Genomic DNA, 19077 nt, shown 5'->3' on the forward strand with positions numbered 1-19077 from the left:
CAACGGATTGCACATGACCGACCACCCTGACCAAAACGATGCTGGCCCGAGCCCGTCGCCAATGTTACGAATGCGTGGCGAACTCGCCGCCGCCGTGAACATCGCACTGCCGCAAACCCCTGATCAATTTGGCGCACACTTGATCAAGGAAAAGTGGGGAGCGGACATTGATCCGCAGACAGCCTTGCTGGTTACGCTCGATTACAACTACAAGGGGCATCCTGCCCAGGACGGCATTCAACAGGGGCAAGTGGCACATTCGCAGGCGCTGTTACAGGCGCTGCTGTCCAATTATCAGACCGTGGGTGACGGACGTTTCGCGGAAACCGCGTTCGGCCTATACACACCACCGGACATCGGGCCGTCTGTCCGGATCGTGCAGAATGTCGATGAGTTCGCTGACCACGGCAGCGGCAATCACCAGACTTATGAAGGCATTTATCGCCAAACAAAGGCGCAAACCTATGGGCCGGCAACGCAAATCCGCTTAAACCCGCCGACTTCAAACAGTGGGTTTGGGAGCTGGATTTGCCGGGTTTGTACAAGGCCTATCTCGATAAGGCCTGGCCGTCCGACGAGACGCTCTTTGCGCCGAAACCCTATGCGTTGAGGACATCGGTCAAAGCCGCATTTCTCATGAGCGCCTGGCTGCAGCGGCATGAACAACGCCTGAGTGAAAAAGGCCTGGCGCTCGCTTTTCAGGCCGCAGGTTTGCCGGTGGATCAGGCGTGGGAAACGCTGACAATCGAAGCGCTTCGAGCGCCGACCCGAATTCCACCTCGGGTCACGGCCAGCCGATTAACACTCTATCGCTACACCGCAATCGACATCTGGACCTTTCGTGTCGCCGCCAGCCCCCGGGTGTTGATGTACATCCCGGGCAACTCTTCACCCTTGCATGACTTCGCCGACGTTTCGCAGTTGCACCAATGGGTGGTGAAACAGAGCCATGCCGGTGCCACGAAGCAGGCACTGGCTGCCCATTTTGCCGACGATGACCGACAGGACGGCACGTTCCACGCCGGCGTACTGACGGCGCTGGACGGCATGGGGATTTACCCCCGAAAGCACTGGCTGACCAGCAATGCCGGGTTCTTCAACAATGATGGTTATTGGGATCCCGCCGAGTACATCGGTTTCGACGATCAGCCACCCGCGACCGATCCGTTTGCACAGCTGGTTTTGACCATGAAGCAGGCCGCCCGGGAAAGCGTCAAAACCATCCGGGACGACGCGCAAGTCAACCGCGACAATTTGAGCGCGGTTGTCGAACCGGTGGTGCAATGGATAAACCGGTTCGGGCCTTTGGCCCTGTTTGTGCCGGGGGGAGAGGGGTTGTTGGCGCTGGCCGGGCTCATAGACGCCGGTTATGGGCTGGATCAAGCCGTGAACGGTGACACGTCGAGCCAGCGCGAAGAGGGCATCACCCGCACGGTATTTGGCTTGCTCAATGCGCTGCCACTGGCAGGCGCGGGGCGGGATGTCCGAGTTGAAGGCGCAGCGTCCGAGACGCTTTCACGAGGTGAACACATCGTCGTCACCTCGACGCAGGAAAGTGTGGCAGCGCCTTCCGGTCTGTCGCGGCTGGAACTGATCCGCGGCATCGGCCCCTCGGTGGCGTCATTCAGCGATGAAGTCCTGACGCAGATCGGCAAGGTCAGTGCGGTCGATGACGACCTGCTGCGCTTGATACACACCGGTCGGCCCCCGACGCCATTGCTGGCCGACACGATCAGTCGCTTCAAACTCGATCAGGAATTGGTTGGGGCCGGGAAAACCGGGTTATTCAGCAGTCGTTATGCCTCGCTGCAGCAATCGGAGCATGAGTGGGTCCGGCTGTTTCAGCGGGAGTATCCAGGGCTGCCAAAAAGCGCCATTGAGCAAATGCTCGACCGCTACGGCGTAGATGTCCGCAAGGCGCCAGATGCTGTCGAGGTCAGGCAGGTGATCAAGCGTCTGGACAGCAAGACCCGGCAGTATCAACAACATGTCCGGCTCAATCGTGCCTACGAAGGCTTTTACCTTCGCTCGTTCCACAATCCCGAGACAGACACGCTGGCACTGCATTCGCTCCAGCATCTGCCGGGATGGCCCAGAGATCTTCGAATAGACATTCTTGACCGTTCGCCTGCCGGCCAGGTGCTGGATCGCAGTGGTTCGCTCGATGACGCTCACTGTCGAAGCATCATCAGGGATGGAGATCGCTATCAACAGCAAGGCAGGCAATCTGACCTCTACGAGGCGATCCTCGGAGCCCTGTCAGACGACGAACGCTCGTCCCTGCACCTGATATCCGATGACCCCGCCAATGAGCTACGACTCAAGATCGGTGCAGTGGCGCTGCCTCGGTCGCAAACCCTGCTCGGGTTGCAACGCATGGACAGCGGGCTGTCGTTCGAGGCTCGGGGGCTGAGGGGTGGAGGTTATCCGTCGACCTCCCAAGGCACCGCCCTGACCCACGAGATGATGAGGTTGCAACTCATGGATATTTATCCCGACTTCACTGTTGCGCAGGCCGATGAAGCCCTGCAACGAGCGGGTAATGCTGCGCAAGCCTACATCGATGGGTTAAACCAGCAATTACAGCAACTCAACACGGATTTGAGCGGTTGGATAGATCAGGTTCCCCAGGATGTCGATGACATGGACCTTCCTTTTCTGGTTGCTGGCGATGAGGCGGCGCAGGGCTTTAGCCCTGCACAAATCTCGACCTACAACGTCCAGCTGCTGATGGACGAAATGGAGGACGAGCGAACCCTGAGGACGGAACTCTCTGGAGAACTGGTCGCCGTATGGCAAAAGCGTGGTGGCTCCCCAAATACCACGCTGGATATGAACTTTGAAAATTATCACCGATTGCCTGCGTTGAATGTGCGGTTCGACGACGTGACCGAGTTGTTGATGAAGGGCTTCCATCTGACCGAGGAAGACAGCTTGAACGGGTTTCTCGAGGGCTTTCCAAACCTTGAGATATTGAATCTGGAAAACGTGGACTTGCGTCACTACTTCGTGGCGGGAGATACAGGTCACTCGCTGCCGCCCGCCATCGAACAATTGAAACACCTTCGCTCGCTGAACCTGAGTGCTACACAGTTGGTTTTCAGTGAAAGCGCCGCGTCCCGGCTGCGTAACCTGACTCGCCTGCAATCGCTGGACTTGAGCGACAACCCGCTGGGTGTGCCCCCTTTGGTGTTGGGCTTGAACGATCTACGTCAGCTCAACCTGAGAAATACCTACATCAGCCGATGCCCGATCGGTATCAAGGATGAGCCTTATCTGACGTCCCTGGATTTACGTGATAACCAGATCACCCGAGTTCCTCCCGCGGTCATAAACCAGGCGGTTGCAGACGATCGCGTGCTGCTATGGGGGAATCCGCTGACCGACGAAGACACGCTTCGCCGGCTGATCAGTCATCGAGAGGCAACAGGAATCAATTTATGGCTGGGCGCGCCCGGTGCCGACTATGGATCGCCGACAGTATGGCTACGAGACTGTGACGCAGCGTTGCAACAGTCCCGGCTTGCGCTTTGGCAGCAACTGGCGGGCAAGCCTTCTGGCACTCGGTTTTTAGCCGTCATGGACAGATTGAGTCTGACGGCCGACTTTCAAATCAGTTACTTGTCGCTACAGACAAGGGTCTGGCGATTGTTGGAGGAGGCGGGTACTTCGGACGAAATGTGGAGTCGACTAAGTCGCAGCAGCGGGCGGTTCGATCATCCGATGGCAGCTTTCAACGCGCTGGAGGAGCGGGCCAGTCTTTGACTCATTACAGGAAGGAGCCTTGAACCCCTGAAAGGGGTTCAAGGTTTGACCATCAGCGGCGACGGAACAGCGGCAGCGGTTCGTCGGTGGCGGCCTGATAGGTCACCGAGAAGTCCTTGAGACCTTCAAGGGCTTCGTACGGGTCTTTGTCGGGACGAATTGCAAACGCATCAAAACCGCAGCGATGCAGGTAGAACAACTGGTCGCGCAGTACATCACCAATCGCCCGCAGTTCGCCTTTGAAACCGTAACGGTCACGCAGCAGGCGGGCGTTGGAGTAGTTGCGGCCGTCGGTGAACGCCGGGAAGTTCAAGGCGATGACCTTGAACTGCTCCACGTCTTCACCAATTTCTTCGGCTTCTTCATCGGCATCCAGCCAGACGCCCAGGCCGCCATCGCGGGCCTTGAGCATGCGGCTGTGTTCGCGCCACAGCTGCAGGGGGACGATGAGGTCGTCGCAGTTGCTGATCTCGTCGATGTTGAAATCCTTGGGCAGCAGGTGCCAGGTTTCGTCGACGACCTCGTTGTTCTTAATGATTCGCTGCATAGACGCGCTCCTTGAAGAGGTCGATGCCAATACGCTGATAGGTGTCGATGAAACGCTCGTCTTCGGTACGTTGTTCGATGTACACGTCGATCAGTTTTTCGATCACGTCAGGCATGGCTTCCTGGGCAAAGGACGGGCCAAGGATTTTACCCAGGCTGGCGTCACGGCTGGCACTGCCACCAAGGGACACCTGGTAGAACTCTTCGCCTTTCTTGTCCACCCCGAGGATGCCGATGTGGCCGACGTGGTGGTGACCACAGGCGTTCATGCAACCGGAGATGTTCAGGTCCAGTTCACCGATGTCGAACAGGTAGTCCAGGTCGTCGAAGCGGCGCTGGATCGATTCGGCAATCGGAATCGACTTGGCGTTGGCCAGCGAGCAGAAGTCGCCGCCCGGGCAGCAGATGATGTCGGTCAGCAAGCCTATGTTCGGCGTGGCGAAACCTTGCTCGCGCAACTCGCCCCACATCGCGAACAGTCGGGACTGTTCCACGTCGGCCAGAATGATGTTTTGTTCGTGCGAGGTACGCAGCTGACCGAAGCTGTAACGGTCGGCCAGGTCGGCCACAGCGTCGAGCTGCTTGTCGGTGATGTCGCCCGGTGCAACACCGGTTGGCTTCAGTGACAGGGTCACGGCGACATAACCCGGCTTCTTGTGCGCCAGGGTATTGCGGGTGCGCCAGCGTGCGAAACCAGGGTGTTGCTGGTCGAGTTCGGCCAGTTCGGCGGCCTGGTTGTCCAGGGCCTTGTAGTCCGGGTCGACGAAGTGTTTGGCAACACGATGTACTTCGGCTTCGGTCAGCGTGGTCTGGCCACCGCGAAGGTGTTCCATTTCCGCATCGACTTTCTGTGCGAAGACTTCAGGTGTCAGTGCCTTCACCAGAATCTTGATCCGCGCCTTGTACTTGTTGTCACGACGGCCATAACGGTTGTAGACCCGCAGGATGGCGTCGAGGTAGCTCAACAGGTCTTGCCACGGCAGGAACTCATTGATGAACGCGCCCACCACCGGCGTACGGCCCAGGCCACCGCCGACCAGCACACGGAAACCCAGCTCGCCAGCGGCGTTGTGTACCGGCTCAAGGCCGATGTCATGGACTTCGATGGCGGCACGGTCGGACGTCGAACCGTTGACAGCGATCTTGAATTTACGCGGCAGGTAGGCAAATTCCGGGTGGAACGTGGTCCACTGACGGACGATCTCGCACCATGGACGCGGATCGATCAATTCATCGGCGGCAACACCGGCGAACTGGTCGGTGGTGACGTTGCGCAGGCAGTTGCCGCTGGTCTGGATCGCGTGCATCTGCACGGTCGCCAGTTCAGCCAGAATGTCCGGAATGTCTTCCACGGCCGGCCAGTTGAACTGAACGTTCTGCCGGGTACTGATGTGGGCATAGCCCTTGTCATAGTCGCGGGCAATCTTGGCCATCATGCGGATCTGACGCGAAGTCAGTTGGCCGTAAGGCACCGCCACTCGCAACATCGGCGCGAATCGCTGGATGTAAAGCCCATTTTGCAGGCGCAGGGGGCGGAACTCTTCTTCGCTCAGCTCGCCTGCCAGATAGCGTCGGGTCTGATCACGGAACTGCTTGACGCGGTCCTCGATGATCCGCTGATCGTATTCGTCGTATACGTACATATAGGTCCTGTTCTCAGGCTTGGGTCGCTCGGATACAGCTGCGTTTTTGTGCTTGCCGGAGTCCGAAAGAGCCTCTGCAATTCTGCGCGCACGGCCGCGCACTCCCCACGGAGCCGGGGCAAGATACCAGTTTGCAGTTATGCGCAAAAGTGATGTTTAAGTATATGTAAAGAACCAAATCGCCTAATGAGAATCGTTGTTGCAAAACCCTTATTTGTGGTGCGGGCAATCGTCGTCTTTACTGTGGTCGAGTCTTTGTGCAATCACCGATAAAACCGACAAGAGGCGATGCAATGAGCAACCCTACCAAAGCTACAAAGCCTGACAGTACGGTCGATGCTTGGGCGATCTTGTTTCTGATCATCCTGGTCGTGGGCACGGCGGTATTCTGGGTCAGTCATCAATAAACGACCCCGTCCGGGCCCCAACCCGACGATTGTCGGACAAAAGCCGTAATAAACCCCGTTTTACGGAACTTCACTGGCTATAATGCGCGGCGGAATTTCCGGGGGCTCGGACGTTAAATGTTGAAGTTTTTCTACACCTTCCTGCTGGCGTTTGGCGCGATTTACGGTCCGACTGCGCGTGCAGAGTCGGTGCTGTTCCTGAGCCCCGGCACCACCCAGGAAGCCTTCTGGATCAGCTACGTTCAATTCATGCAAGCCGCCGCCAAAGACTTGGGCATTGACCTGAAAATTCTGTATGCCCAGCGCATGCCTGAACTCACGGTGGCGCAAGCCCGGCTGGCCCTCCAGGGTCCTGATCGCCCGGACTACCTGGTTTTCGCCAATGAACAGTACGTCGCCCCGCAAATCCTGCGCCTGGCTCAAGGCAGCGGGGTAAAGCTGTTCATGGTTAATGCGTCGCTGACGGCCAATCAGCAGAGCCTGCTGGGTGAGCGTGAGGACCAAGTGGGCAGTCTGGTGCCTAACGACGAGGAGGGCGGTTACCTGATGCTCAAGGAACTGATCCGCCAGCACCCGCGGGCAGTGCCCGGCCAGCCCATCGAGTTGCTGGCGTTCTCGGGTCTGAAAATTACCCCCTCGGCGCAACTGCGCGAGCAAGGGATGATGCGCGCCTTGGCCGAACACCCTGAAGTGCGTTTGCGCCAATTGGTTTACAGCGGCTGGAACCGGGAGCGGGCCTATGAGCAGGCGAAGCTGTTGTTCCGGCGTTACCCCAAGGTATCCCTGGTGTGGTCAGCCAATGACGAGATGGCGTTTGGCGCGATGCAGGCGTTCGAGGAAACCGGTGGAAAACCCGGCAAAGATGCGTTGTTCAGCGCAATCTCTGCGTCTCCCGTCGCGTTGCAGGCGATGATTGACGGTCGTCTGAGCGTGCTGTTGGGCGGTCACTTCACGTTGGGTGGCTGGGCGTTGGTGCAGTTGCATGATTATGACAGGGGCGTCGACCTCGACCGGTACGGCGGCCGTGACCGACAGATACCGTTGTTGCAACTGATCGACAAGGCGCAAGCCAAGCGAATGCTGGCCATGGGGGCAACGCCGGACTACGGCGTGAACTTCCGTCGACTCTCAGCCAAAGGGCGGCCGACGTCCTACCGCTACCCGTTCACCCTGCAAACACTGATGCGCTAGACCCCGGCCAGATGCACCACCAGTTGCACGATGCCGTACAGGATCAGCGCGAACACCGTTGTGAACAAAATCCCCAGAATCACGAAATGACTCGGTTTGCCGTGAGTGAAATCCCGGGCCCGGTTCTTCCCGCTCTGCACCCCGAACGCTGCTGCCATGACGCTGTGCAGCATTTGCCAGAAGGTTGGCGGCTTGTTGTCGACTGGATCGTCCATACATCCCCCGTCATTTATGTTTGAGCCATAAGCATAGACCTACGGCGGACACAAACAACTGTGGGAGCGAGCAGGCTCGCTCCCACAAGGGAATCACTGCTGGCCACAGTATTGTGGCCAGGTAGCTGACTTAGTTGTCGTAACCGAGGTTAGGTGCCAACCAGCGTTCGGTGACGCTCAATTCCTGGCCTTTGCGCGAGGTGTAGCTCTGCACCTGATCCTTGTCGATCTTGCCCACGGCAAAGTACTGCGCCTGCGGGTGAGCGAAGTACCAGCCACTGACCGCCGCTGCCGGGAACATCGCGTAGTGCTCGGTCAGGAACACACCGCTGCGACCGGCCTTCAGCTCTTCGGCTTCCGGGTCCAGCAGTTTGAACAACGTGGATTTTTCGGTGTGATCCGGGCAGGCCGGGTAGCCCGGAGCAGGGCGGATGCCGGTGTATTGCTCTTTGATCAGCGCCTCGTTGTCGAGCGTCTCGTCCTTGGCATAACCCCAATAGTCTTTACGGACCTGTTGGTGCAGCCATTCGGCGCAGGCCTCGGCCAACCGGTCGGCCAGTGCCTTGACCATGATCGAATTGTAATCGTCGCCCGCGTCTTGATAAGCCTTGGCCACTTCTTCGGCGCCAATGCCCGCGGTGGTGATGAAACCGCCCACGTAGTCGGTCACTTCACTGTCTTTGGGCGCGACAAAGTCGGCCAGCGAGAAGTTCGGTTTGCCGTCGGTCTTGATGATTTGCTGGCGCAGGTGATGCAGCTTGGCAATCGCCTTGCCGTCATCGCCGTAGACTTCAATGTCATCTTCACGCACCTGGTTGGCCGGCCAGAAGCCAAACACTGCGCGGGCACTGATCAGCTTTTCGTCAATCAACTTGGCGAGCATTTCCTGGGCATCGGCGTACAGCGAGGTAGCGGCTTCGCCAACCACTTCGTCTTCGAGAATGCGCGGGAATTTGCCGGCCAGGTCCCAGGAGATGAAAAACGGCGTCCAGTCGATGTATTCGGCCAGGACTTTGAGGTCGATATTGTCCAGCACTTTGGAGCCGGTGAACGTCGGTTTGACCGGCGCGTAAGTGCTCCAGTCGAACTGCGGCTTCTTGGCAATGGCTGCCGGGTAGCTCAGGCGTTCGGTGCGGGCACTGCGGTTGGCCGTGCGTTCGCGAACGTCGATGTATTCCAGGCGGGTTTTCTCGACGAATGCCGGTTTCAGTTCCTTGGACAGCAATTGTGTCGCCACGCCCACGGCGCGGGAGGCGTCCGTCACGTAGATCACCGCGTCGTTGCTGTACTTGGGTTCGATTTTTACCGCCGTGTGGGCTTTGGAGGTGGTCGCGCCACCGATCATCAACGGCAGGTAGAATTCCTGGCGCTGCATTTCGCGCGCGACGTGGACCATTTCATCCAGCGAAGGCGTGATCAGGCCGGACAGGCCGATGATGTCGCACTTCTGCTCTTTGGCCACTTGCAGGATTTTTTCCGCCGGGACCATCACGCCGAGGTCGACGATGTCGTAGCCGTTACAGCCCAGCACCACGCCTACGATGTTCTTGCCAATGTCGTGCACGTCGCCTTTTACCGTGGCCATCAGGATCTTGCCCTTGGCTTCTGGCTTGTCGCCTTTTTCCAGTTCGATGAACGGGATCAAGTGCGCCACGGCCTGCTTCATCACGCGGGCGGATTTCACCACCTGGGGCAGGAACATTTTGCCGGCGCCGAACAGGTCGCCGACGATGTTCATGCCGGACATCAGCGGGCCTTCGATCACTTCGATCGGGCGGGCGAACGATTGGCGAGATTCTTCGGTGTCTTCCACGATGTGGGTGGTGATGCCCTTGACCAGCGCATGCTCCAGACGCTTGTTGACCGGCCAGCCGCGCCATTCTTCGGTCTCGGCTTCCTTGACGCTGCCGTCGCCTTTGTATTTGTCGGCGATGGCGAGGAGGGCGTCGGTGCCTTCCGGGGTGCGGTTGAGGATCACGTCTTCGACGGCATCGCGCAGCTCTTGCGGGATCTGGTCGTAGATCTCCAGCTGGCCGGCGTTGACGATACCCATGGTCAGGCCGTTGCGGATCGCATACAGCAGGAACACCGAGTGAATCGCCTCGCGCACCGGGTTGTTGCCACGGAACGAGAACGACACGTTGGACACGCCGCCCGAGGTCAGGGCATACGGCAGTTCGTCGCGGATGTAGGCGCAAGCATTGATGAAGTCCACAGCGTAGTTGTTGTGTTCTTCGATACCGGTGGCGACGGCGAAGATGTTCGGGTCGAAAATGATGTCTTCCGGCGGGAAGCCCACTTCGTTGACCAGAATGTCGTAGGAACGTTTGCAGATTTCCTTTTTACGCGCTTCGGTGTCGGCCTGGCCGGCTTCGTCGAACGCCATTACGACAACCGCGGCGCCGTAGCGCTTGCACAGCTTGGCGTGATGAATGAACTGCTCGACGCCTTCTTTCATGCTGATCGAGTTGACGATGCCCTTGCCCTGAATGCATTTCAGGCCGGCTTCGATCACTTCCCATTTGGAGGAGTCGATCATGATCGGTACGCGGGAGATGTCCGGCTCGCCGGCAATCAGATTGAGGAAGGTCACCATGGCCTTCTTCGAATCGAGCATCCCTTCGTCCATGTTGATGTCAATCACCTGCGCGCCGGCTTCGACCTGCTGCAGGGCAACTTCCAGGGCTTCGGTGTAGTTGTCTTCACGGATCAGGCGGGCGAACTTCGCGGAGCCGGTGATGTTGGTCCGCTCGCCGACGTTGACGAACAACGAGCTGCGATCGATGGTGAACGGTTCCAGGCCCGACAAACGGCAGGCCTTGGGGATTTCCGGGATTTGACGCGGTGCGTAACCGGCCACGGCTTTGGCGATGGCTTCGATGTGGCCCGGGGTGGTGCCGCAGCAGCCGCCGACGATATTCAGGAAGCCACTTTGAGCGAACTCTTCGATGACCTTGGCGGTGTCCACCGGCAACTCGTCGTACTCACCGAATTCGTTCGGCAGGCCGGCGTTCGGGTGCGCGGAAACGTGGGTGCTGGCCTTGTTCGACAGCTCTTCCAGGTACGGGCGCAGTTCGCGGGCGCCGAGGGCGCAGTTCAGACCGACCGAGATGGGCTTGGCGTGCGCCACGGAGTTCCAGAACGCTTCGGTGGTTTGCCCGGACAGGGTTCGGCCAGAAGCATCGGTAATGGTGCCGGAGATCATGATCGGCAACTCGATGCCCAACTCTTCGAACACACCTTGCACGGCGAAGATCGCGGCTTTGGCGTTCAGGGTGTCGAAGATGGTTTCGATCAGGATCAGGTCGGCGCCGCCTTCGATCAGGCCTTTGGTGGATTCGGTGTAGTTCACCACCAACTCATCAAAGGTCACGTTGCGGTAGCCAGGATTGTTCACGTCTGGCGACAACGAACAGGTACGGCTGGTCGGGCCCAGTACACCGGCGACGAAGCGCGGCTTGTCCGGGGTTTCGAGGGTCTTGGCGTCGGCCACCTTGCGGGCCAGGCGTGCGCCTTCTACGTTTAACTCGTACGCCAGGCCCTGCATGCCGTAGTCGGCCAGGGAAATCTGGGTGGCATTGAAGGTGTTGGTTTCCAGGATGTCGGCGCCGGCGTCCAGGTAGGCTTTTTCGATGCCACCAATCACATCCGGGCGAGTCAGCACCAGAAGGTCGTTGTTGCCTTTGACATCGCTTGGCCAGTCAGCAAAACGTTTGCCACGGTAATCCTGCTCTTCGAGCTTGTAGCTCTGGATCATCGTGCCCATGCCGCCATCGAGAATCAGGATGCGCTCTTTGAGGGCGTGCTTGAGAGCTTGAAGGCGAACACTGCGATCGGACATTTGGACTACTCGGAAAGACCATGACGAAGGGGCCGGATCATAGCAAACCTGTGCGCTTTTAGAGCATGCCCCGGTTTTGCATGAATATCGTTCATGTTGGACAGGGTGCCTGCCCGGTAGAATCGCGGCGATTTTTCAAGATTGGGACCAGGGATATGTCGTATCGCGTCATCACCAGCATTTTTATGCTGCTTCTAAGCTGGGACGCCGCGGCGCAAGGTCCGGCCATTTCCACCGCTATTTCCTACAGCCGGGACATTCAACCGATCTTTACTGAAAAGTGCGTGGCCTGCCATGCCTGCAACGATGCCGCCTGTCAGCTCAACCTGGGCAGTGGCGAAGGGGCGGCACGTGGCGCGACCAAAGTGCCGGTCTACGATGGCGATCGCCGAACGGCCGCAGCACCGACCCGCCTGTTTTACGATGCCTTTGGCAAGCATGCCTGGCAGCAGAAGGGCTTCTTCCCCGTGCTTGACGCTCAAGGCAGTCAGGCTGCGTTGATGGCGCGGATGCTTGAGCTGGGCCATAAAACCCCCTTGCAGCCCAATGCCAAATTGCCGGACGAGATCGTGCTGGGTCTGAACCGGGAAAACCGCTGCGCCATGCCAGCGGAGTTCGACGGCTATGCCCGTTCACATCCCAAAGAAGGCATGCCGCTGGCGGTCACCGGCCTGACCGACCAGCAATACCAGACGCTGCAGCGCTGGCTGGCCTCGGGTGCGCCGATTGATGAACAGGGGCTGGTGCCGAGCGCGAAAGAAGCGTTGCAGGTGGTGCAGTGGGAAAACCTGCTCAACGCCCCCGGCTCCCGGCAAAGTCTGGTGGCCCGCTGGTTGTTCGAGCACTGGTTTCTTGCCCATCTCTATTTCAAGGACGGCGAGCCAGGGCACTTTTTCCAGTGGGTGCGCTCGCGTACGCCCACCGGTCAGCCGATTGACCTGATCAACACACGCCGTCCGAATGATGACCCGGGTACTCAGGTGTATTACCGCTTGTGGCCGGTGCAGGGTGTGATTGTGCAGAAAACCCACATCACCTATCCGCTGAGTGCGGCGAAGATGGCGCGGGTCAAAAGCCTGTTCTATAGCGGCAACTGGCAGGTCAACGCCTTGCCAGGCTACGGGCCGGAACGGCGGGCCAATCCGTTCGATACCTTCGAAGCTATTCCGGCGCAGGCGCGCTACCAGTTCATGCTCGATAACGCCGAATACTTCGTGCGCACGTTCATTCGTGGCCCGGTTTGCCGTGGGCAGATCGCCACGGATGTGATTCGCGACAACTTCTGGGCGCTGTTCCAGGCCCCTGAGCACGACCTCTATATCACCGACCCGAATTACCGCGGCCAGGCCACACCGTTGCTGGCCATGCCGGGTCAGAATGACGATGTCGGTAGCGTCTTGAGCCTGTGGCATGGCTACCGCGACAAGCGTAACGAATACGAAGCGCTGCGCCGGGACAATTACGCCGACGCACCGGCGCCTAGCTGGTCGACCTTGTGGGCGGGGAATGACAACGCGTTACTGACGATCTTCCGCCACTTCGACAGTGCGTCGGTGAACAAAGGCTTGATCGGCGATGTGCCGCAAACCCTGTGGCTGTTCGATTTTCCGCTGCTGGAGCGCACCTACTACCAATTGGCGGTGAACTTCGACGTGTTCGGCAACGTTTCCCACCAGGCCCAGACCCGCCTGTACTTTGACCTGATCCGTAACGGCGCCGAACAGAACTTCCTGCGCCTGATGCCGGCCGACTCACGGGACGGCTACCTCGACGATTGGTACCAGAACAGCGGCAAGTTCAAGATGTGGCTGGACTATGAGTCCATCGATGACGACAAACCGACCGCGCTGAAACTCGACGAGAAAGACCCCAAGCGCGATTTCGCCATGCAGTTGCTGGCCCGTTACGGCGAACTCAATGCCAACCCCGATCCGATCAACCGGTGCAATGGTGCGTATTGCTCGCGGCCGAATATCGACCCGGACTTGCAGGACGCCGAACAAGTATTGAGTCGCCTGACTTCGCGCCCGGCAGCCGGCTTGAGGGTCATCGACCAGTTGCCGGAAGCAACGATGTTGCGTATCGAAACGACGAGCGGCAAACGCGTGGCCTACAGCCTGTTGCGCAACCGTGCGCACAGCAATGTGGCGTTCCTGCTCGGTGAATCTTTGCGCTACCAGCCGGGGCTCGACACGTTGACCATTTACCCGGGTGTACTCAGCAGTTACCCGAACTTTATGTTCAACATTCCGGCCGACCAGGTCCCGGCGTTCGTCGCTGCAATGGAAAACGCCAAAGACACGGATGATTTCGAGAAAATCGTCGAACGGTGGGGGATTCGTCGCAGTCATCCGCAATTCTGGTTCTATTTCCACGACCTCAGCCGTTACGTCCACGAAACCGACCCGGTGGAAGAGGGCGTGCTGGATATGAATCGCTACGAGAATCTCTGAGCCACTGCAATTCCCTGTGGGAGCGGGCTTGCCCGCGAAGAGGTCGTCACATTCAGCATAAATGTTGAATGACCTGACGCGTTCGCGGGCAAGCCCGCTCCTGCAAGGGATCACCATTTCTTTCCTGACAAAAATACTAGGACTTTGTGCGGCGCGATGATTGGCGTAAACTGCGCCCAAGCCTGCGAGGAGTTTCCATGACCGCTATAACCATTACCGACGCCGCCCATGATTACCTGGCTGACCTGCTTTCCAAGCAGAACACCCCGGGTATCGGCATCCGCGTCTTTATCACCCAGCCTGGCACCCAGTACGCCGAAACCTGCATTGCCTACTGCAAGCCGGGCGAAGAAAAACTTGAAGACACGGCGCTGGGGCTCAAAAGCTTCACCGCTTACATCGATCACTTCAGTGAAGCCTTCCTGGACGATGCGGTGGTCGACTACGCCACCGACCGCATGGGCGGCCAACTGACCATCAAGGCGCCAAACGCCAAAGTGCCGATGGTCAATGCCGACAGCCCGGTTAACGAGCGTATCAATTACTACCTGCAAACCGAGATCAACCCGGGGCTGGCGAGCCACGGCGGTCAGGTCAGCCTGATCGATGTCGTTGAAGACGGTATCGCCGTTCTGAAATTCGGCGGTGGTTGCCAGGGCTGTGGCCAGGCGGACGTGACTCTGAAGGAAGGCATCGAGCGCACGTTGCTTGAGCGTATTCCTGAGCTCAAGGGTGTTCGTGACGTGACCGACCACACGCAGAAAGAAAACGCCTACTACTAAGGTGTTCGCTGCGAAATGAAAAAACGGCACCCGTGAGTGCCGTTTTTTTATGGGTGGAGTTCGCTGGCCCCTTCGCGAGCAAGCCCGCTCCCACATTGAATCTCCCGCGAAAACAAATTTTGTGTACGACGAAGATCAAATGTGGGAGCGGGCTTGCTCGCGAAGAGGCCCTATGGGCGATAGAGATGCGCATGCCCCGCGCGATACAGCGACGAGGCGCTGAACTGGTCACTCCCCAATACGCGCCCGACCAAGATCAACGCCGTGCGCCGAAATCCCTTCGCTTCAACCTTCCCGGCAATGTCCTCAAGTGTCCCCACTACCCAATCCTGATCCGGCCAGGTCGCCCGGTGGATCACCGCGATCGGGCAGTCCGCGCCGTAATGCGGCAGCAGTTCAGCGAGGATTTTCTCCAGGTGATTGACGCCCAAATGAATGGCCATGGTCGCCCCATGTTGCGCCAGGCTGCCCAGTTCTTCGCCAGCCGGCATGGCTGTCTTGTCCGCGTAGCGGGTCAAAATCACGCTTTGCGAAATGTCCGGCAGGGTCAGTTCCGCCCCTAAAAGCGCCGCGCACGCCGCTGTCGCCGTTACGCCCGGTACGATTTCAAACGGAATGTCGAGCTCACGCAGGTAGCGAATCTGTTCGCCAATCGCGCCATACAGGCTCGGATCGCCGGAATGCACCCGTGCCACGTCCTGGCCGTTGGCGTGGGCGGTTTTGATCAGTTCGATGATCTGTTCCAGGTGTAGTTCGGCGCTGTTGACCACCTGTTCGGCGCGATGGCCTTCCAGCACGGCCACGGGCACCAGGGAGCCGGCATAGATGATCACCGGGCAGCTGCGAATCAGCCGTTGGCCTTTGACCGTGATCAGTTCCGGGTCGCCGGGGCCTGCGCCAATGAAGTAGACGGTCATCGTCGGTTCCTGTGAGAAAAGGGGCAGGGCAACGGCTTCAGATGAAGATTGCTCATGATCGAATGCGCGATTACCAGGGATTTTACGCAGCGCCGGCCAATGCCAGGGTCGCCTGAGCGTATTTTTGTCGGGATATCAGCAGCTTCGCCGGCGCCTGGGCCAATTGTTCGGCCAATGCTAGGGCAGCACTTTCCGCTACGCCATAACAGCCCGTGCGCTCGAAGGCGATGTCTGAATGATGGGTGAGTTTGGTGTGATAGCAGGCCAATTGTTCACTGCTGAAAAACAACAACGGCAACTCGAGTTGTGCGGCCAGCTCGACCAGACCCGACTCGTCGCGCTTCAGGTCGATGCTGGCCAGGGCCTTTATTTCGTGAAGTCCGACTTGATGAGCCTGTAACGCCTGATCAAGCAATGCCCGCAGCGTGCTGGCGGGGCAGCCGCGCTGGCAGCCCAGGCCGACCACTAACGTCGGCGCTGTGCGGGTCTCTGTCATGCGTGGTATTGGCCATCGTTTTTGCGTCGGAACAACCAGGCACTGATCAGGCCCAAGGCCAGCCAGAACGCCACGTTGGTCAGCTGCGAAGCGATTTTGAACTGCGCTTCCAGGGCTTCCGGCGCGAGCATCGAATGCACTTCCGGCTGAGGTGCGCCGATGACATGTGGAGTGGCCAGAATCGCCGCGCCCAGCACTTTCATCAGCCAATGACGGCTGAACACGATCAGGGCGATGCCGGCTGCTGTGGACGCCGCCGTGCCGATCCACCAGATCTGCCGTTGTGCCAGATCGGCTGCGGCAGTGCCCGGCAATTCAGGTGGCAGGCCGAGGGTCGGTGCGAGGACGAACGTCGCGTAACCGGCCAAGCCCCAGAGCAGACCTTGTGCGGTGCTGTTTGGCGCCCGCAGGGTATAGAGACCGGCAAGCATCAGGGCAAAACCGACCGCGACCACCAGGTTGCCGCCGGTGGTCGACAGCACGCGCTGCCAGCCGTCTTCCGGCTCCCAGGCTTCGGCGTCGTGGGTATGAGCGGCCATGGCGCCGTCGGCGTGTTCATGGGGTTGAACCACTGCCGGCTCGGCTTTTTCGTAGGTTTCGGCCTGAAGGATCAGCGGTGCCACCCAGAAACTTTGCAGCAGGGTCAGCAACAGGGCGGCCAGCAACCCGGTGAAACCTGCGGTTTGCGCAATACGCTTGATCATTTGGGCAGGTCTCAATGGCACGGGAACGCAGAGCTGTGACGGGTATCGTGCGCGGCGTTGTGCACCGCTTCTATGTGCGAGAAACCGGCGAAATAGACAAGGCACGCGCCCAGGATCGACGCACACACGGCGGCGGTCAGGCGTTGGGTCAGGGTTGTGGTGGTGCTGGCGGTGCTGCTGGAGCCGGTGCTGGTGATGATCGACATGGCGCGCTTCCCTCTGGTCTGTCAGCGGGTGAATAGAGCGCATGGAAAACCCCTGCGATTCGGGCTCGCAGACGTTCAAACAGCGCCCGCCCACCGCGGGTTTGTTGTTCCGTGACCGTAAGGGTCACTGTGTGTTGCGGGCCGGTCTCCGGGCTCACGAGGGGCGTTGGCTTTCGCCGTGGCCTGCAAACATCACCTTCCCATGCCGAACTGCTGGCACAGTGGATTTGATGCTTCGCTCGCTTACCGTTGCGGGGGCAGCACCGGACTGACATGGCTTTGAGTAAAGCACATGATTCACCGGTTTCCCGTTTCACCCTGTGAAGGGCACCCGTAACAAGGCGTGTAGGAGAGCATGGGCGGGGGTTGGCCGTCAATTGGCAAGGGTTCTCAACACGAAAACCGAGGCGCTCCATTCGCGAGCAAGCCCGCTCCCACATTGGAACGTGGTCGAATGTGGGAGCGGGCTTGCTCGCGAAGGGCGCGCCGCCAATGTCATGTGAACATTGACCCGCCCCAGCGCGATGCGTAGCCTTGCGCTTTCGAGGTTCTTCGGCGTTTGTCGAAGCTAAGAAGGGAACGCGGTCAATGCCGCGGCTGCCCCCGCAACTGTGAACGGTTCAGTTTCTGCCATGCCACTGCATGCGCCAGCCATGGCGCGAGCGGGAAGGCGCAGCAACCGCCAGTCAATCGACTGGCCAGCCGTCAGCCAGGAGACCTGCCTCGACACAGATTCTCACTTTCAACCGGGCGGGGTGATCCGGTGGCGAACTCTTCAGGCATGCGCGTGCGCGCTGCCGGTCGTCGTCCCGTATGCCCGCCACCAAAGCCAAAGGGCATCCGATGAAAACACTGGCCAAACTCCCCGTCACCATCGTTACCGGTTTCCTCGGCTCGGGCAAAACCACGCTGCTGCGGCACATGCTCGACAACGCTCAGGGCCGTCGCATCGCGGTGATCGTCAACGAGTTTGGCGAGCTGGGTATTGACGGCGATATCCTCAAGCAATGCTCCATCGGCTGCACCGAAGAAGAAGCCAACGGTCGCGTTTATGAGTTGGCCAACGGCTGCCTGTGCTGCACGGTTCAGGAAGAATTCTTCCCGGTGATGCGCGAACTGGTTGCCCGTCGCGGCGACCTCGATCACATCCTCATCGAAACCTCGGGCCTGGCCCTGCCAAAACCGTTGGTTCAAGCCTTCCAATGGCCGGAAATCCGCAGTGCCTGCACCGTCGACGCGGTCATTACCGTCGTCGACAGCCCGGCCGTGGCCGCCGGCACCTTTGCCGCGTTCCCGGATCAGGTCGACGCCCAGCGTAAACTCGACCCGAACCTGGACCATGAATCGCCGCTGCACGAGCTGTTCGCCGACCAATTGGCCAGCGCCGACCTGGTGATCCTCAACAAGGCCGACCTGATCAGCCCTGAAGACCTGGCCCGCGTGCGCCTTGAAGTCGCTGAAGAATTGCCGCCGGCGGTCAAAGTCATCGAAGCCAGCAGCGGTCGCCTACCGCTGGACGTGCTGATCGGCCTCGGTGCCGGCTCCGAAGAGCACATTGACAGCCGTCACAGCCATCACGACCACCACCACGACGGTGATGACCATGACGACCACGATCACGATGCGTTTGACTCGATCTCCCTCGAACTGCCGCAAGCCGACGAAAGCCTGCTGCTGGATGCGCTGACCCAACTGGTGGTCAAGCACGGCATCCTGCGTGTGAAAGGCTTCGCCGCGATCCCCAACAAACCGATGCGTTTGCTGATTCAGGGCGTGGGCACGCGTTTCGACAAGCACTTTGACCGTCAGTGGGGCGCCGATGAGGCGCGGACCACGCGCTTGGTGTTGATCGGTCAAGACCTGGACGCCGCGCAACTCGAAGCGCAATTGCGCGCCGCGCTCAGCGTTTAA

12 protein-coding genes, 1 pseudogene and 2 riboswitches are annotated in these 19077 nt (G+C 59.3%); of the genes and pseudogenes, 5 read left to right on the top strand and 8 right to left on the bottom strand.

From position 1 onward, the window contains the following. Positions 1-13: 13 nt before the first annotated feature. A pseudogene (locus AB4N76_RS27560) lies at positions 14-3765 on the top strand (leucine-rich repeat domain-containing protein). A 52-nt stretch (positions 3766-3817) separates the two neighbouring features. Here the strand turns inward: AB4N76_RS27560 and AB4N76_RS27565 are convergent. Both AB4N76_RS27565 and AB4N76_RS27570 read right to left on the bottom strand, forming a co-directional pair. Next, positions 3818-4312 carry a DUF934 domain-containing protein gene (locus AB4N76_RS27565; RefSeq protein ID WP_046027462.1) on the bottom strand — a complete coding sequence of 165 codons (495 nt, stop codon included), beginning with the start codon at positions 4310-4312 and terminating at the stop codon, positions 3818-3820. Beyond that, positions 4296-5954 (bottom strand): nitrite/sulfite reductase, encoded by a 1659-nt coding sequence (locus AB4N76_RS27570; RefSeq protein ID WP_046027461.1) that lies wholly within the window; start codon positions 5952-5954, stop codon positions 4296-4298. Before AB4N76_RS27570 ends, AB4N76_RS27565 begins: the two co-directional genes overlap by 17 nt. A gap of 524 nt (positions 5955-6478) precedes the next feature. On the opposite strand from AB4N76_RS27570, the gene AB4N76_RS27575 reads away from it, so the two are divergent. Next, positions 6479-7552 carry an ABC transporter substrate-binding protein gene (locus tag AB4N76_RS27575; RefSeq protein ID WP_046027460.1) on the top strand — a complete coding sequence of 358 codons (1074 nt, stop codon included), beginning with the start codon at positions 6479-6481 and terminating at the stop codon, positions 7550-7552. Here AB4N76_RS27575 and AB4N76_RS27580 read toward each other — a convergent pair. Then, positions 7549-7767, bottom strand: a complete 219-nt coding sequence (locus tag AB4N76_RS27580; RefSeq protein ID WP_046027459.1) for a DUF2970 domain-containing protein — start codon at positions 7765-7767, stop codon at positions 7549-7551. The two genes, AB4N76_RS27575 and AB4N76_RS27580, sit on opposite strands and share 4 nt — an antisense overlap. A gap of 130 nt (positions 7768-7897) precedes the next feature. Further along, a complete protein-coding gene (gene metH, locus AB4N76_RS27585; protein ID WP_046027458.1) occupies positions 7898-11608 on the bottom strand; it encodes a methionine synthase in 3711 nt (1236 codons plus the stop codon). A 155-nt stretch (positions 11609-11763) separates the two neighbouring features. Here metH and AB4N76_RS27590 point away from each other — a divergent pair, with 155 nt between their 5' ends. Both AB4N76_RS27590 and nfuA read left to right on the top strand, forming a co-directional pair. Next, positions 11764-14061, top strand: a complete 2298-nt coding sequence (locus AB4N76_RS27590) for a fatty acid cis/trans isomerase (RefSeq protein ID WP_046027457.1) — start codon at positions 11764-11766, stop codon at positions 14059-14061. Between the two features lie 197 nt (positions 14062-14258). Then, entirely contained in the window at positions 14259-14843 is a 585-nt protein-coding gene (nfuA, locus tag AB4N76_RS27595; protein ID WP_046027456.1) for a Fe-S biogenesis protein NfuA, read from the top strand. A 170-nt stretch (positions 14844-15013) separates the two neighbouring features. Here nfuA and cobM read toward each other — a convergent pair whose 3' ends face one another. The 4 genes from cobM to AB4N76_RS27615 all read right to left on the bottom strand — a co-directional run bounded on the left by cobM (position 15014) and on the right by AB4N76_RS27615 (position 17166). Continuing rightward, on the bottom strand, positions 15014-15760 hold the full coding sequence (gene cobM, locus AB4N76_RS27600; RefSeq protein WP_046027455.1) for a precorrin-4 C(11)-methyltransferase: 747 nt from the start codon (positions 15758-15760) through the stop codon (positions 15014-15016). An 82-nt stretch (positions 15761-15842) separates the two neighbouring features. Continuing rightward, a complete protein-coding gene (locus AB4N76_RS27605; RefSeq protein ID WP_046027454.1) occupies positions 15843-16256 on the bottom strand; it encodes a cobalamin biosynthesis protein in 414 nt (137 codons plus the stop codon). Further along, positions 16253-16960, bottom strand: a complete 708-nt coding sequence (locus tag AB4N76_RS27610) for a CbtA family protein (RefSeq protein ID WP_077430253.1) — start codon at positions 16958-16960, stop codon at positions 16253-16255. Before AB4N76_RS27610 ends, AB4N76_RS27605 begins: the two co-directional genes overlap by 4 nt. 11 nt (positions 16961-16971) lie before the next feature. Continuing rightward, positions 16972-17166 carry a CbtB domain-containing protein gene (locus AB4N76_RS27615; protein ID WP_046027452.1) on the bottom strand — a complete coding sequence of 65 codons (195 nt, stop codon included), beginning with the start codon at positions 17164-17166 and terminating at the stop codon, positions 16972-16974. A gap of 122 nt (positions 17167-17288) precedes the next feature. Further along, positions 17289-17516: riboswitch (cobalamin riboswitch) on the bottom strand. A gap of 178 nt (positions 17517-17694) precedes the next feature. Then, a riboswitch (cobalamin riboswitch) is annotated at positions 17695-17906 on the top strand. A gap of 103 nt (positions 17907-18009) precedes the next feature. Here AB4N76_RS27615 and cobW point away from each other — a divergent pair. After that, positions 18010-19077 carry a cobalamin biosynthesis protein CobW gene (cobW, locus tag AB4N76_RS27620; RefSeq protein WP_460164648.1) on the top strand — a complete coding sequence of 356 codons (1068 nt, stop codon included), beginning with the start codon at positions 18010-18012 and terminating at the stop codon, positions 19075-19077.

The organism is Pseudomonas sp. S2_F03 (genome assembly GCF_054668335.1).

Excerpts from the sequence above, each read along its gene's own strand:
- AB4N76_RS27615 (WP_046027452.1), bottom strand. The coding sequence starts at position 17,166 with ATGTCGATCATCACCAGCACCGGCTCCAGCAGCACCGCCAGCACCACC.
- AB4N76_RS27610 (WP_077430253.1), bottom strand. The coding sequence starts at position 16,960 with ATGATCAAGCGTATTGCGCAAACCGCAGGTTTCACCGGGTTGCTGGCC.
- AB4N76_RS27580 (WP_046027459.1), bottom strand. The coding sequence starts at position 7,767 with ATGGACGATCCAGTCGACAACAAGCCGCCAACCTTCTGGCAAATGCTG.
- nfuA (WP_046027456.1), top strand. The coding sequence starts at position 14,259 with ATGACCGCTATAACCATTACCGACGCCGCCCATGATTACCTGGCTGAC.
- AB4N76_RS27570 (WP_046027461.1), bottom strand. The coding sequence starts at position 5,954 with ATGTACGTATACGACGAATACGATCAGCGGATCATCGAGGACCGCGTC.
- AB4N76_RS27575 (WP_046027460.1), top strand. The coding sequence starts at position 6,479 with ATGTTGAAGTTTTTCTACACCTTCCTGCTGGCGTTTGGCGCGATTTAC.
- cobW (WP_460164648.1), top strand. The coding sequence starts at position 18,010 with ATGAAAACACTGGCCAAACTCCCCGTCACCATCGTTACCGGTTTCCTC.
- metH (WP_046027458.1), bottom strand. The coding sequence starts at position 11,608 with ATGTCCGATCGCAGTGTTCGCCTTCAAGCTCTCAAGCACGCCCTCAAA.
- AB4N76_RS27565 (WP_046027462.1), bottom strand. The coding sequence starts at position 4,312 with ATGCAGCGAATCATTAAGAACAACGAGGTCGTCGACGAAACCTGGCAC.
- AB4N76_RS27605 (WP_046027454.1), bottom strand. The coding sequence starts at position 16,256 with ATGACAGAGACCCGCACAGCGCCGACGTTAGTGGTCGGCCTGGGCTGC.
- AB4N76_RS27590 (WP_046027457.1), top strand. The coding sequence starts at position 11,764 with ATGTCGTATCGCGTCATCACCAGCATTTTTATGCTGCTTCTAAGCTGG.
- cobM (WP_046027455.1), bottom strand. The coding sequence starts at position 15,760 with ATGACCGTCTACTTCATTGGCGCAGGCCCCGGCGACCCGGAACTGATC.